We start from the raw sequence: 14,902 nt of genomic DNA on the forward strand, positions 1-14,902 counted from the left end.
GCATGCCCATGACGGCAACGGCAACCGCGACAACAGACCCGATCTGCGGCATGACCGTGGACCCGGCAACCGCGATCCATGTTGATCGAGAGGGTGAGACGTTTTACTTTTGCAGTGAGCACTGCCGGAAAAAGTTTCTGTCCAAGCTCGCCGCTGTTACGCGGGGAGAGAGGTCAGCGGCCAGCGCACCGACTTCGGACAAAACGATTTATACCTGCCCGATGCACCCCGAAGTGCGTCAGGACCATCCGGGCGCCTGCCCCAAGTGCGGCATGGCGCTGGAGCCGGACACCGCAACGGCCGGAGCGGACGGCGAGGAAAACGCCGAACTTCGCAACATGACGAGGCACTTCTGTATCGGCGCCGTGCTGGCGATTCCGGTGTTCGTCCTGGCGATGACGCACTTGATACCCGTACTGGGCCGTCAGTCATGGGCGGATGGTCAGGCCTCACGCTGGATTCAATTCGCGCTCACGATACCCGTGGTCTGGTGGGCAGGCTGGCCGTTCTTGCAACGCGGCTGGCGCTCCGTCGTGACACTGCACTTGAACATGTTCACCCTAATCGCCATCGGCGTGGGCGCGGCCTTCCTCTTCAGCTCCGTGTCGATGCTCGTGCCCGGCCTGTTCCCCCACTCAATGGAACATCACGGCGAGCTTCCCATTTATTTCGAGGCCGGCGCTGTCATCGTGGTGCTGGTCCTCCTTGGCCAGGTGCTCGAACTCCGGGCCCGCAGCCGCACAGGCAGCGCCATCACAGCCCTTCTGAACCTCGCGCCGCCCACGGCGAGGCAGGTCATGCCGGAGGGCGATCATGAAGTGCCGCTCGACCGGGTGAAAGTCGGGGACTGGCTGCGGGTGGTCCCCGGCGACAAGGTGCCGGTGGACGGCGAGGTGGTCGAAGGCCATTCCAGCGTCGACGAGTCCATGATCACCGGCGAACCGCTCCCGATGGAAAAGAGCGTCGGCGACAAGGTGACGGGCGGCACTGTCAACGGATCTGGCAGTTTCGTCATGCGTGCCGAACGCGTCGGCAGCGACACGCTGCTCGGGCAGATCGTGACCATGGTGGCCGACGCCCAGCGCAGCCGGGCGCCCATTCAGGGCCTGGCGGACAGGGTCGCAGGCGTCTTCGTGCCGACAGTGTTGGCGGTTTCGGTCGTGACGTTCACACTCTGGTTCTGGCTCGGGCCTGAGCCGAGGCTCGCGCATGCCATCGTCAACGCCGTCGCCGTTCTCATCATCGCCTGCCCGTGCGCGCTCGGTTTGGCCACCCCCATGTCCGTCATGGTCGGGGTCGGACGCGGCGCGCGGGAAGGCGTGCTTGTGAAGAACGCGGAGGTGCTTGAGTTCTTGGAGAAGGTCACCACGCTCGTCGTGGACAAGACGGGCACCCTCACGGAGGGAAAACCCAAGATCGTCGATATCCTGCCCGTCGGCGGGTTCGACAAGAAGGAGATGTTGCGGCTCACGGCCTCGCTGGAGCAGAACAGCGAACACCCGCTGTCCGCCGCGATCGTGAGGGGCGCGAAAGAACAAAGCCTCCCCCTCGAAGCCGTGAAGGACTTTCGCTCGGTGACGGCGGGGGGTGTTGTCGGCATCGTCGCCGGTCGTGCGGTGATCATCGGCAAACCGGATTTCCTGCGGAACGAAAAAATCACCGGTCTGGAGCCGCTCGAAGCCTCGGCGGTCAAACTTCAAGAAGAAGGCAAGACCGCGATGTTCGTCGCCATCGACGGCAACCTGGCGGGAATCGTCGCAGTCGCCGACCCCATCAAAGCCACCACCGCCGAAGCCATCAGCGATCTTCACTCGCTCGGGTTGAAGGTCGTCATGCTGACCGGGGACAACCGCCGCACGGCGGCGGCGGTGGCGAAAACGCTCGGCCTGGACGGGGTGGAGGCGGAGGTCGAACCCGCCGGAAAGGTCGCCCACATCAAGAAGCTGCGCGAGGCTGGCGGCCACGTCGCAATGGCCGGCGACGGCATCAACGACGCGCCCGCCCTCGGCGAAGCGGATGTCGGCATCGCCATGGGCACCGGCGCCGACGTGGCGATGCAAATCGCGGGCATCACGCTCGTGAAGGGCGACCTTCGCGGCATTGCCAGGGCCATCCGCCTCAGTCACGCCACCATGCGGAACATCCGGCAGAACCTGTTCTTCGCCTTCCTCTACAACGCCCTGGGGATTCCGATTGCGGCGGGGGGGCTTTACCCGTTCTTCGGGTTATTGCTCAGCCCGATCATTGCCGGAGCCGCGATGAGCCTGAGTTCCGTCTCGGTCATTAGTAATGCCTTACGACTGCGCCACGTGGGGCTGTGAGCGGGTTGCCAGTTATGAGGACAACACAAGCGGCAAGCAGGTTTGGGATTTGCGCCAACCACACACAAGAGCTTCTGGCCACCGGACCGTACGCGGCGTCCTCGGCCTTTGCCGGCAAACAGGAAACAAGATCCATGAAGACAGAAACCATGAAACAAGACACCCCGACGACAGCGGCGCTCTCGCCCGAACTGCTCTTTAAGATGGACGCTTACTGGCGTGCCGCCAACTACCTGTCGGTCGGACAGATCTACCTCTACGACAACCCCCTGCTGAAGGAGCCGCTGCAGCAGTCGCATGTGAAGCCGCTTGTGGTCGGGCACTGGGGCACGACGCCGGGGCAGAACTTCATCTACGTGCATCTGAACCGGGTCATCAAGAAGTACGACCTGAACATGTTCTATGTTGCGGGTCCCGGACACGGCGGCCCGGCCATCGTCGGCAATGTCTACCTCGAAGGCACCTGGAGTGAGGTTTATCCAGACGTCGGACAGGACGAGGCCGGGTTAAAAAAGTTGTTTATGCAGTTCTCATGGCCGGGCGGGATCTCCAGCCATGTCGCGCCGAGCACTCCGGGGTCGATTCACGAGGGCGGCGAGTTGGGGTACTCGCTCAGCCACGCCTTCGGGGCGGTGTTCGACAACCCCGATCTGATCGTCGCCTGTGTCGTGGGGGACGGGGAAGCGGAAACGGGTCCGCTGGCCGCCGCGTGGCACTCCAACAAAATGCTCAGCCCGGCCACCGACGGGGCCGTGCTGCCGATCCTGCACCTCAACGGCTACAAGATCAGCAACCCGACGATGCTGGCACGGATCGAACACGAGGAACTGGAGCAGTTCTTCCGCGGCTGCGGCTGGTCGCCCCACTTCGTGGAAGGCGACGACCCGCAAGTAATGCACGAGCGAATGGCCGGCATCCTGGACAAGGTCGTCGAGGAAATCCGGCAAATCCAAAAGAAGGCGAGAAACAACAGCGACCCCGCGCGGCCTCGCTGGCCCATGATCGTGTTGCGGTCGCCCAAGGGCTGGACCGGGCCGAAGGTCGTCGATGGTCTGCAAATCGAGGGCACGTTCCGCTCCCACCAGGTGCCGCTGCTGGTAACCGCCGATCACCCCGGACACGTCCGGGAACTCGAGAGTTGGATGAAGAGCTACAAGCCGGAAGAGCTTTTCGATGACAGGGGCCGGCTCATTCCGGAGCTGGCGGAACTGGCGCCGACGGGCGAGCGGCGGATGGGCGCCAATCCCCACGCCAACGGCGGCCTCCTGTTGCGCGACCTGCGTATGCCAGACTTCCACGCTCATGCGGTCAGCGTGCCTTCGCCCGGCGAGGTCGAGGGGCAGGACACGCTCGTGTTGGGGAAGTTCCTCCGCGACGTGGCCAGTCTGAATCAGGACCAGCGGAACTTCCGCGTCTTCGGTCCCGACGAGACGCTCTCGAATCTCCTGGGCGCGGTCTTTGAGGTCACCAACCGCCAGTGGGACGCGCGGGAAGTCAACAACGACGAATTCCTCGCGCCGACCGGCCGCGTGCTTGACTCGATGCTCAGCGAGCATCAGTGCGAGGGCTGGCTCGAGGGCTACCTGCTGACCGGGCGGCACGGGCTGTTCAACAGTTACGAAGCCTTCATCCGCATCATTGACTCAATGTTCAGCCAGCATGCCAAGTGGCTGAAGGTCACGCTGGAACTTCCCTGGCGGCGGAGGATCGCGTCACTGAACTATCTGCTGGCCTCCCACGTCTGGCAGCAGGACCACAACGGCTTCACCCACCAGGACCCGGGTTTCCTTGACCACGTCATCAACAAAAAAGCCGACATCGTGCGAGTGTACCTTCCCCCCGATGCGAACTGTCTGCTGTCGGTCTTTGACCACTGCCTTCGCAGCCGGCATTACGTGAACGTGGTGGTGGCCGGAAAACACGCGCTCCCGCAATGGCTGACCATGGACGCCGCGGTCGCGCATTGCACGGAGGGCATCGGCATCTGGCAGTGGGCTAGCAACGACCAGGATTCCGAGCCGGACGTGGTGATGGCGTGCTGCGGCGACACGCCCACACTGGAAGTGCTGGCCGCCGTGTCCATCCTGCGCCGACACCTGCCCGACCTCAAAATCCGGGTGGTCAATGTCGTCGATCTGATGAAGCTCCAGTCCGCGAGCGAGCACCCGCACGGGCTGAGCGAAACGGATTATGACTCGCTCTTCACGAAGGACAGGCACATCATCTTCGGCTTCCACGGCTATCCCTGGCTGGTCCACCGACTGACCTACCGCCGCACCAACCGCAATCTTCACGTCCGGGGCTACAAGGAAGAGGGCACGATCACGACGGCCTTCGACATGAGGGTGCAGAACGACCTTGACCGCTTTCATCTGGTGCGGGACGTGGTCGACCGGCTGCCGCATCTCGGGACAAAGGGTGACTACCTCAAGCAGATGATGAGGGACAAACTCATCGAACACAACCATTACATCGGCCGGCACGGCCAGGACATGCTGGAGATCCGCAACTGGAAGTGGGGGAAAGCCGAATGAACGCGCAGAAACTGATCGGCACCGCGAGGGCGCTCGTCGCCGGGGACAAGGGTCTGCTGGAGATGGATGAAAGCAATCCCACGTGCAACAAGCGATTCGCCCGGTTGGGGATTCCTCAAACCGAGGAGGCCCGACGCGCCTGCCGGGAGTTGATTGTGACCACGCCCGGTCTCGGTGAGTGCATCAGCGGCGCGATCTTGTATGACGAGACGATCCGCCAACGAACGAAGGACGGCTCTCCGATTGTGAAAGTCATCGGCGAGGCGGGAATCATCCCCGGCATCAAGGCGGATACCGGGGCGAAAGACATGGCGGGTCACCCTTGTGAGAAGATCACCGAAGGTCTGGACGGCTTGCGCGACCGGCTGGCGGAATACTCGAATACGGGGGTGCGATTCGCCAAGTGGCGAGCGGTGATTACGATCGGCGACGGCATTCCCAGCCGGGGCGGCATACCGTGCCAACGCACAGGCGTTGGCACGGTATGCCGCATTGTGCCAGGAGGCCGGACTGGTCCCTGTCGTCGTACCGGAAGTCCTCATGGCGGGTGCGAACACCCTGGAGCGGTGCCGCGAGGTCACGGAACTCGTCCTGCGCGAGGTGTTCGACCCGCTTTTCTCACAACGGGTGACAGTCGGGGGGATGCTTTTGAAGACCAATATGGTGCTTCCGGGGCTGGCCTGCCCTGGGCAGGCGAGCGTGGACGAGGTGTCCGACGCGACGGTGGAGCGCCTCTTGCGAGCCGTCCCGGCCGCCGTGCCGGGAGTCGCGTTCCTCTCGGACGGCCAAGCCGCCGAACTGGCCTCGGCCCGTTTGAATGCCATGAACGTTCGATTCAAGGGACGGATGCCCTGGGCGCTGACGTTTTCGTTCGCCCGCGCGATCCAGCAGGCCGTCTTGGAAATCTGGCGGAGCCAGGAGGCCAATGTCCAAGCGGCCCAACAAACTTGCTCCACCGGGCCAAGTGCAACACGGGGCGGCGCGACGGGGCGAATACACCGCGGCGATGGAGGGGCCATGAGTAGTAAGGATTTGAACACGGGCGCTGTCGTCGGGGTGCGCGGCAGCGTTGTGGATGTCCGCTTCGACAAGTGTTTGCCGCCGGTTTACTCGCTTCTGCGCGCGGGGGAAAACGGGCAGATCGTGATCGAAGTTCTGGCGCAGCGCGATGCGAGGCACGTGCGAGGAATTGCGCTCACCCCAACGCAAGGCCTCGCCCGTGGCAGCGCGGTGTCGGACACGGGCGGCCAGTTGAAAGCGCCGGTGGGCAAAGGGATCCTCTCGCGGATGTTCGACGTGTTCGGCAACGCCATCGACCGTGATCCGGCCCCCGCCGGCGTCCAGTGGCGTTCGGTCCACCGGGCGCCGCCGCCGCTGGCGCGGCGGTCCACGAAGTCGGAGATCTTCGAGACCGGCATCAAGGTCATCGACGTGCTCGTTCCGATGGAAAGAGGCGGCAAAGCCGGACTGTTCGGCGGGGCGGGCGTCGGCAAGACAGTGTTGCTCACCGAGATGATCCACAACATGATCGGGCGCCAGCAGGGCGTCAGCATTTTCTGCGGGATCGGCGAACGCTGCCGGGAGGGGGAGGAACTCCGCCGCGAAATGAAAGACGCCGGGGTTCTCCCCAACATGGTGATGATCTTCGGCCAGATGAACGAGCCGCCTGGAGCCCGGTTCCGCGTTGGCCACGCCGCGCTCACCATGGCCGAGTATTTCCGGGACGACGAACGCCGCGACGTGCTGCTGCTCATTGACAACATTTTTCGCTTCATCCAGGCCGGCATGGAGGTGTCCGGATTGATGGGCCAGATGCCGTCGAGGCTGGGCTACCAGCCCACGATGGGCACCGAACTGTCGCAATTGGAGGAACGCATCGCCAACACGGACACGGGCGCCATCACCTCCATCCAGGCGGTGTACGTGCCGGCGGACGATTTCACCGACCCGGCGGCGGTGCACACTTTTTCCCACCTCTCCGCGTCAATCGTCCTTTCACGCAAGCGGGCGAGCGAAGGTCTCTTCCCGGCCATCGACCCGCTCCAGTCCAGTTCCAAGATGGCCACGCCGGGAATCGTCGGCGAGCGCCACTATGGCATCTCGCAGGAGATTCGGCGGACGTTCGCGCAATACGCGGACCTCAAAGACATCATTGCCATGCTCGGCCTGGAGCAACTTTCGCCCGAGGACCGCAACGTCGTCGCCCGCGCCCGCCGACTGGAGCGGTTTCTGACTCAGCCTTTTTTCACGACCGAGCAGTTCACCAATTTGCCGGGAAAGCTCGTCAGCCTCAAGGACGCGCTCGACGGTTGCGAACGAATCCTGCGAGACGAGTTCACCGACTATCCCGAGCGAGCGCTCTACATGATCGGGACGATCGACGAGGCGAAGAAGTCGGTGAAACCCGACCTGCCGACACCCGACGGCAAGCCGAAACCGACAGCCACACCCGAAAGCGAAGGCAAACGCGAACAGCCGGCGACAACCGGGGGGAAACCCCGCCAGAAGGCCAGACATGCCTCTTGAACTCATGACCCTCAAGGTGCTTATGCCGTTCCGAATCTTCGCCGAGAAGACCGGCGTGTCGCGCGTCGTGGCGGAGACGCGGGACGGCTCGTTCGGCATCCTGCCGCACCGGCTCGATTGCGTCGCGGCGCTCGCGCCCGGGATTCTAAGCTACGAAACCGAAGCGGAGGGCCAGGCATACGTGGCCGTCGACGAGGGCATGTTGGTCAAAACCGGATTGGAGATGATTGTCTCCGTTCGCAACGCCATCGGCGGAACGGACCTCGGCCGGCTGCGGGAGGCGGTGGAGCGGGAGTTTCTGACGCTGGACGACGAAGAGCGGAGCGTCCGCTCGGTGATGGCCCGGATGGAGAGCGGCTTCATCCGCCGCTTCGCGGAGTTTTATCATGAGTGACGAGCCGGAACCACCGGGCGGGCGGAACTCGAGTAACTTAAGCCGGGAGGTGGGCGCGAAGGCGGCCCGGAAACTTAAGGCCCGGCGGAACCCGCCGCATGTCTGGTCCGGTCTTGGCATGATGGGGCTGATCGGCTGGTCGGTGGTGGTCCCGACACTCCTCGGGGCGGCCGCCGGTCTCTGGCTGGACAAGCGTCACCCTGAAAGCCACTCCTGGACCCTGGCGTTGTTGGTTGCCGGGCTCGTGATCGGCTGTCTGAATGCGTGGCAATGGGTTGCCAAAGAGGATCGGGCGATCCGCGACGAACAGGAGAATTCCGATGAATGAGTCGCTGTCTTTGGCGCTGGCGTGGCTGGCGGGCGTGGCGCTTGGCCTGCTGTTCTTCGGCGGCTTGTGGTGGACAGTTCGCAAGACCATTTCGTCACCAAGGCCGGCGCTGTGGTTTTTCGGCAGCCTGCTGCTGCGGACGGGCGTGACCGTGGTCGGCTTCTACTTTGTGTCCGGCGGCCATTGGGAGCGGTTGCTGCCCTGCCTACTCGGATTTGTCATGGCCCGACTCTTTATGACGCGACTGACCAGGCCGGCAGTCCGGCGACTGATCCAACCGGTCCGGGAGGCGAGCCATGCGACTGAGTCCTGATGAGATGATTTTCTGGCAGCAGGGGTTTCTCAAGCTCAACGCCACCATTGTGTTCACCTGGGGTCTGATGCTTGCGCTGGCTGCCGGCTCGAAGCTCGTCACAAGGCGCCTGTCCAAGGATTTGGCGCGGTCACGCTGGCAGAACTTCCTGGAGATCGTCGTCGGCTTCATTGTGAAACAAATCGAAGAGGTGGGCCTGGGACGACCGCGGACTTACATCGGCTTTTTGGGCACGCTCTTCCTGTTCGTCGCCATCGCCAGCCTGTGCACGGTCATCCCCGGCTACGAACCGCCGACGGCGTCACTCTCGACCACCACGGCGCTCGCGCTGTGCGTCTTCGTGGCCGTCCCGTTCTTCGGCATCGCGGATCAGGGCGTGGGCGGCTACCTCAAGTCCTACGTCGAGCCGACCGTCATCATGCTGCCGTTCAACATCATCAGCGAAGTTTCACGCACGCTGGCGCTGGCGGTGCGCCTGTTCGGCAACATGATGAGCGGGGCGATGATCATCGGCATTCTGCTCACCATCACGCCCTTCCTCTTTCCGGTCGTGATGACCGCGCTCGGCCTGCTGACCGGCATGGTGCAGGCTTACATCTTTTTCATTCTCGCCACCGTCTACATCGCCGCCGCGACGCATAAGACCGGACCGATTCCTGAACCCGAGAAAGAACCAGGGGAATAACCATGGACGCCATGACACTGATCGCAGTCGCCTCGATCGTGACCGCCGGATTCACGACCAGCATCGGCTGCATGATGCCGGCGGTTGGCGAAGGAAGGGCGGTCTCCTCCGCCCTCACCTCGCTGGCGCAGCAGCCCGACGCCTCCGCCACCATCACCCGAACCCTGTTCGTCGGCCTGGCGATGATCGAGTCCACGGCCATCTACTGCTTCGTGGTCTCCATGATCCTGATTTTCGCCAATCCGTTCTGGAACCACGTCATCTCCCAAGCCGCGGGGAAGTAACCATGCTCATCGATTGGTTCACCGTCGGCGCGCAGGCGCTCAACTTCCTCCTCTTGGTGTGGTTGATGAGGCGATTTCTGTACAAACCCGTCCTCAACGCCATTGACGCGCGGGAGAAACTCATTGCCGCGGAACTCGCCGACGCCGTCGCGAAAAAGGCCGACGCGCAAAAGGAGCGAGACGAGTTCCAAAAGAAGAATCAGGAGTTCGACCGGCAACGCGTTTCACTGCTCGACAAGGCCACGACCGAGGCGACCGCCGAACGTCAGCGGCTCCTCGACGAGGCGAGGAACGCGGCCGACTCGCTTCGAGCCAGACAACAGGACGCGTTGAACCGCGACCAGCAGAGTCTTCATGACGAGATTACCCGCCGGACCCGGGAAGAAGTGTTCGCCATCGCGAGGAAGACGCTGACGGATCTCTCCGGGACGAATTTGGAAGAACGCATTTGCGACGTCTTCACCCGGCGATTGCGCGAACTCAACGGGGAGGCGAAGGATGGTCTCGCCAAAGCGGTTCGCGCATCTCGCGGTCCGATTCCGGTGCGCAGCGAGTTCGACCTGCCCGCCAAGCAGCGGGAGATGATCCAGAAGGCGCTGAACGAGACGCTCTCGGCGGACATCCCCCTCCGGTTCGAGACCGCCCCGGCCCTGATCGGCGGGATCGAACTCACCACGAACGGCCAAAAGGTGGCGTGGAGCATCGCGGAATACCTCGCGTTGATGGACGCCAGCATCGGCGAACTCCTGAAAAAAGGAGCGAAGCCCCGAGACACTCCCGAAATCAAACCGGGAGCCAAGCCCAAGCCCGAGACTCGGCCCGACACGGCGAAGGAGCCCGTATGAGCGCGCCGGCTGATTCGTTGCGAGTCGCTTTCGACCGGGCGTTCGCCGGCCTGAGCCGCGGGCGGGATGCGTTCTCACCCCAATTCGCGCCATGCGAGGTGGGCACGGTCGCGAGCGTCTCGACCGGGATCGCCCGGGTCTCCGGGCTCCCCGGCGCGGGCTGCGACGAACTGGTGACCTTTCCGGGCGGCGTGTTCGGCATCGCGTTCAACATCGACGAGGACGAAATCGGCGTGGTTCTTCTCGGCGACTTCTGGCGCCTCCACGCGGGTGATGAGGTCCGCCGCACGGGCCGGGTCATGGACGTGGTCGTGGGCGACGGGTTGTTGGGGCGCGTCATCGATCCGCTCGGACGGCCGCTTGACGGCAACGGTCCGGTGGCTTCGGGCGGGCGATTGCCGATCGAACGCGCCGCCCCGCCCATCATGGACCGCGCGCCCGTCACCGTCCCGCTCCAGACCGGCTTGAAGGTTCTCGACTCGCTGATTCCCATCGGTCGCGGCCAGCGCGAGCTTATCCTCGGCGACCGGCAGACGGGCAAGACCGCCATCGCCCTCGACACCATTCTCAACCAGCGCGACCAGGGCGTGCTGTGCGTGTACTGCGCCATCGGCCAGCGAGCGTCGTCCGTGGCCAAGACCGTTGCCACTCTGCGGGAGAAGGGCGGTTTGGATCACACCGTCGTCGTCGTGACCGAGGGAAACGACCCTCCCGGTCTCGCCTACATCGCCCCGTACGCCGCGACCAGCATCGCGGAGCATTTCATGGAACAGGGCCGGGACGTGCTGATCGTCTACGATGACCTGACCCACCACGCCCGCGCTTACCGCGAACTTTCGCTCCTGCTGCGCCGCCCGCCCGGCCGGGAAGCGTTCCCCGGCGACATCTTCTACATCCACTCGCGGCTCCTCGAACGCGCGACGCACCTGCGCAAGGAACGCGGCGGCGGCTCCCTGACGGCCCTGCCGATCATCGAAACCGAAGCCCAAGACATCTCCGCTTACATTCCGACGAACCTGATTTCCATCACGGACGGACAGGTTTACCTCTCGCCGTCTCTGTTTGAATTGGGGGTGCTCCCCGCCGTCGATGTCGGCAAATCCGTTTCGCGCGTCGGCGGCAAGGCGCAGCGCGCGGCGTACCGCGCGGTGGCGGGCGACCTCAAACTCGCGTACGCCCAGTTCGAGGAACTCGAGACGTTCTCGAAGTTCGGGGCGCGCCTGGACGAGGACACCCGCAAAACCATCGAACACGGACGGCGAATCCGAGCCTGCCTCAAACAGCCGGAATTCGACCCAGAGCCCATGCCCGCGCAGATCGCCGTGCTGCTGGCGCTGGGCGCCGGACTGTTCGACGAAGTGCCGCTGAATCGGATGACGGAGGCCGGGCGGGCGCTGCTCAAAGCCGCGTCGCTGATTCCGGCGGAGGTCGTCAGACGCCTGGACACGGCGGACAAATTCAGCGACGAGGATCGCAAAGCATTCGTCGACATTGCCCGCCAGGCATTGAACGAGTTCCAACCCAAGCCGGACAAAGAAACCGTCGCCGGTTCAAAATCCAACGAGAAGCCGAAGGCAACGACGAAGCCCGAGGCCGCGCCGGAATCCAAAGCCCCTCCGGCCCCCAAGGAGAACTCGTGAGCGATACCACCGCGAGCCTCCGCCGAAAGATCGACAGCGCCGGGCAACTCCAGTCCGTCGTCCGCACCATGAAGGCGCTGGCCGCCTCGAGCATCGACCAGTACGAGCGAGCGGTTCGCGCGCTGGCCGACTATTATCGGGGAGTGGAGTTGGGGTTGAGCGTCTGCTTGCGGGACGCCGGGGCGGCGGCGTTGGAAAACGGAAGGTCGGGAAGAACAGACGCGGTCACGGTCGGAGCGGTCGTGTTCGGTTCCGATCAGGGTCTGGTCGGCCAGTTTAACGACGTCATCGCGCAACAGGCGGTGACGGTCCTGGCCGCCCGGCCCGGACGATCCCGGGTCTGGGCGGTCGGCGAGCGCGTTCATGCGCGATTGAAGGACGCGGGCGTGCCGCCGGTCGGCCTCTTCGCCGTGCCGAACAGCGTCAAAGCCATCACCCACCTCATCGGGCAAATTCTCATGGCGAGCGACCGGCACAACGGACTGAGTGCGCTCGCCGAACTCCACCTCTTTTTCAACCGCCCCACGGCCGGTGCGGGTTACGAACCCACCAGTCAGCGTCTGCTGCCCCTGGATGAGACGTGGCGGAGCGCCCTGGCCGGGCGCCCCTGGCCGACCGGGAATTTGCCCGAGATCGTGGGCGGCGGCCCTGCGACGCTGCGGGCATTGATCCGCGAATACCTATTCGCCTCGCTCTTTCGGGCGTGCGCCGACTCCCTGGCGAGCGAAAATGCGAGCCGTCTGGCGGCGATGCAGCGCGCCGACAAAAACATCGACGAACTCCTGGGCGCCCTCACCAGCGACTTCCACCGGCTGCGCCAAAGCGGCATTGACGAGGAGCTGTTCGATGTCATTTCCGGCTTCGAGGCGTTGATCGGACATGAGAAATGACGGGATTCGGCGTGACAGTCAACGTCGGATCGTTTCACATGGTCTTTGACAGGCGAACACAATCTGGAATCTGAAGGAGGGCGAACATGAACTTCTTGCAACGGTTTCGAGTCGCACCCGGCACGCGGCTCAAGCTTAAGGACGTCGAACCCGGACTCAAAGACAATGACGAAAGCCGCAAAGATGCTGACAAGGAAACAGAAGATCTCCGCCAGAAGTTGCGCGAACTTCAAGAGTTGCTCTATTCAGACGGCAGATTCTCCCTCCTGATCTGCCTCCAGGGGATGGATACGGGAGGCAAGGACGGAACGATCAACCACGTGATGGGTTCAATAAATCCGCAAGGTTGCCGGGTGGTTGGATTCAGGCAGCCCTCGGCTGAAGAGGCCGCCCACGACTTCCTCTGGCGTGTCCACCGCGCAGCGCCGGCGCGGGGCGAAGTGGTGGTCTTTAACCGCTCTCACTACGAGGACGTACTCGTCGTTCGAGTCCACAACCTGGTGCCCGAAACCGTCTGGTCCGGTCGCTATGCCCGGATCAACGCGTTCGAAAAGGGACTCATCGAGTCTGGCACCCACATCCTGAAGTTCTATCTGCACATCTCCAAGGAAGAGCAGTTGAGTCGCTTCAAAAGACCGGCTAGACGACCCGGCGAAGCAGTGGAAGATCAGCGAAGCCGACTATTCAGAGCGCAAACATTGGGACGAGTATACGGCCGCGTATGAAGAGGCCCTGTCACGGTGCAGCACCGATGCCGCCCCCTGGTTCGTGATTCCGGCGAACCACAAGTGGTTCCGGAACCTCGTCGTCGCCCGCATTGTGGTCGATTACCTGGACGGTCTCGGTATGCGTTTCCCCCCGCCGACGGTGGATCTCGACCAAATTCGGAAAAAACACCTCGCGGCGGAACAAGTGTAGCCGTCATTCAACCGGGAGTAGTTCGACTGTGCTCGTAACCCCTGCAATCGACCGCCACAACCGCCGCCATGCCCTGCTGGTGAGCGCCGCCGTTGCCGTCGCGGGCGGGCTGTGGGCGTGGTTCTACCCGCCGCTCGTCGTGTCCCTGGCGCTGGCGCCCGTCGGATTCTGGTTGATTCGTCACCGGTGCGTGCGGCGGATGGCCGTCGTCCGGCGGCCGTTCCCGCCGCAGTGGGCTGAGGTTCTCGAACGCCGGGTTCGATTCTACCGGGCGCTGGACGACGCGCAGCGGGAGCGGTTCCGTCAGATGGTCGCCGTGTTCCTGGACGAGGTGAGGGTGACCGGCGTCCGGACCGAGGCGGACGACGTGATTCGGGCGCTCGTCGCGGCCAGTGCGATCATTCCCGTGTTCGGGTTCGAGCACTGGGACTACCGCCGGCTGGGAGAAGTCCTCGTTTACCCGGGGGCGTTCGACCAAGGATACCGGACGGAGAGGACGGACGACGCGAACATCCTCGGACTGACCGGCTTGGGCCACCTGCGCGGGGTGGTGATCCTCTCCAAGCCATCCCTCCTTTCGGGGTTCGCCGACGGGCCAAACACGCAAAACGTCGGCGTTCACGAGTTCGCACACCTTGTCGAACAAACAGAGGCGGAGAACGGTCTCCCGCCGGAAGTTCCGCCGGAGACCGTTCGCCAGTGGGTCGGGTACGTCGCCAGGGAACTCCTTCACCAGTCGGGACGCCGCACCGGCGTCAACGACTACGCCTACACGAACGAGCACGAATTCTTCGCCGTCCTGACGGAATACTTCTTCGGAGCTCCTGAAGAGCTGCGAGCGAAAGATCCCGTTCTTTACGGGTTGCTTCGCAGACTATTCCATCAAGACCCCGCGGCGATCGCAAGCCATCTGCCGCTCGTTCGCCACCGGGCGAGGCGGAACGCTGCCTGCCCCTGCGGAAGCGGCAAGAAGTTCAAGGACTGCTGTTTGAACGCACCCGTTGACCCGCCCGACACGAGCACTGCCTGACGCACGATCGACACCAAGAACAAACTTGCCAGGAGCGACCATGACGCAATCCACGACCACCCCGCCCGCGAACCAGTCGGAGCCCCTCCGCGTTTTCCAGACGAAGGCCGAGACGAAGGCGTTTTACAATAAGATCAGCCACGTCTAATACCGAATCTCTTTGATGGGTAACCTTCTCCAAATAGGTGGAGGAA

At 63.6% G+C, this 14,902-nt stretch carries 12 protein-coding genes and 3 pseudogenes; all 15 read left to right on the forward strand.

The window, feature by feature from the left end; translation table 11 throughout:
• Positions 1-2 precede the first annotated feature (2 nt).
• The 15 genes and pseudogenes from BGIM_RS0146765 (at position 3) to BGIM_RS56430 (ending at position 14,708) form a co-directional block, all read left to right on the forward strand.
• Positions 3-2,321, forward strand: coding sequence for a heavy metal translocating P-type ATPase (locus tag BGIM_RS0146765; protein WP_020476462.1), 2,319 nt, complete (start codon positions 3-5; stop codon positions 2,319-2,321).
• 134 nt (positions 2,322-2,455) lie between these two features.
• On the forward strand, positions 2,456-4,855 hold the full coding sequence (locus BGIM_RS0146770) for a phosphoketolase family protein (protein ID WP_020476463.1): 2,400 nt from the start codon (positions 2,456-2,458) through the stop codon (positions 4,853-4,855).
• 62 nt (positions 4,856-4,917) lie between these two features.
• Positions 4,918-5,226, forward strand: a pseudogene (locus tag BGIM_RS68600) (class I fructose-bisphosphate aldolase); the annotation flags it as partial.
• Between the two features lie 121 nt (positions 5,227-5,347).
• Positions 5,348-5,809, forward strand: a pseudogene (locus tag BGIM_RS68020) (class I fructose-bisphosphate aldolase); the annotation flags it as partial.
• Between the two features lie 63 nt (positions 5,810-5,872).
• The gene (gene atpD / locus BGIM_RS0146780) at positions 5,873-7,381 is read left to right on the forward strand and encodes a F0F1 ATP synthase subunit beta (protein ID WP_029632172.1); all 1,509 of its coding nucleotides are present in this window, start codon (positions 5,873-5,875) and stop codon (positions 7,379-7,381) included.
• Positions 7,371-7,775: a F0F1 ATP synthase subunit epsilon gene (locus tag BGIM_RS0146785; protein WP_020476466.1), complete on the forward strand. Its 405-nt coding sequence runs from the start codon at positions 7,371-7,373 to the stop codon at positions 7,773-7,775. The genes atpD and BGIM_RS0146785 overlap by 11 nt, the downstream gene beginning before the upstream one ends.
• Complete coding sequence (locus BGIM_RS0146790) at positions 7,768-8,103, forward strand: AtpZ/AtpI family protein (protein ID WP_020476467.1); 336 nt, start codon at positions 7,768-7,770, stop codon at positions 8,101-8,103. The genes BGIM_RS0146785 and BGIM_RS0146790 overlap by 8 nt, the downstream gene beginning before the upstream one ends.
• Positions 8,096-8,416 carry an ATP synthase subunit I gene (locus BGIM_RS0146795; protein WP_020476468.1) on the forward strand — a complete coding sequence of 107 codons (321 nt, stop codon included), beginning with the start codon at positions 8,096-8,098 and terminating at the stop codon, positions 8,414-8,416. Before BGIM_RS0146790 ends, BGIM_RS0146795 begins: the two co-directional genes overlap by 8 nt.
• On the forward strand, positions 8,400-9,101 hold the full coding sequence (locus BGIM_RS0146800) for a F0F1 ATP synthase subunit A (RefSeq protein WP_029632174.1): 702 nt from the start codon (positions 8,400-8,402) through the stop codon (positions 9,099-9,101). Before BGIM_RS0146795 ends, BGIM_RS0146800 begins: the two co-directional genes overlap by 17 nt.
• 2 nt (positions 9,102-9,103) lie before the next feature.
• On the forward strand, positions 9,104-9,385 hold the full coding sequence (locus BGIM_RS0146805) for a F0F1 ATP synthase subunit C (RefSeq protein WP_020476470.1): 282 nt from the start codon (positions 9,104-9,106) through the stop codon (positions 9,383-9,385).
• A 2-nt stretch (positions 9,386-9,387) separates the two neighbouring features.
• Positions 9,388-10,230, forward strand: coding sequence for a F0F1 ATP synthase subunit delta (locus BGIM_RS0146810; RefSeq protein WP_020476471.1), 843 nt, complete (start codon positions 9,388-9,390; stop codon positions 10,228-10,230).
• A complete protein-coding gene (locus BGIM_RS0146815; RefSeq protein WP_020476472.1) occupies positions 10,227-11,870 on the forward strand; it encodes an alternate F1F0 ATPase, F1 subunit alpha in 1,644 nt (547 codons plus the stop codon). The genes BGIM_RS0146810 and BGIM_RS0146815 overlap by 4 nt, the downstream gene beginning before the upstream one ends.
• Complete coding sequence (locus BGIM_RS0146820) at positions 11,867-12,760, forward strand: F0F1 ATP synthase subunit gamma (protein ID WP_020476473.1); 894 nt, start codon at positions 11,867-11,869, stop codon at positions 12,758-12,760. Before BGIM_RS0146815 ends, BGIM_RS0146820 begins: the two co-directional genes overlap by 4 nt.
• Before the next feature lie 86 nt (positions 12,761-12,846).
• A pseudogene (locus BGIM_RS56425) lies at positions 12,847-13,678 on the forward strand (polyphosphate kinase 2 family protein).
• 28 nt (positions 13,679-13,706) lie between these two features.
• Positions 13,707-14,708: a M90 family metallopeptidase gene (locus BGIM_RS56430; RefSeq protein WP_020476474.1), complete on the forward strand. Its 1,002-nt coding sequence runs from the start codon at positions 13,707-13,709 to the stop codon at positions 14,706-14,708.
• Positions 14,709-14,902: the final 194 nt, after the last annotated feature.

It is taken from the genome of Zavarzinella formosa DSM 19928 (assembly GCF_000255705.1).
GTDB classification, from domain to species: Bacteria; Planctomycetota; Planctomycetia; order Gemmatales; family Gemmataceae; genus Zavarzinella; species Zavarzinella formosa.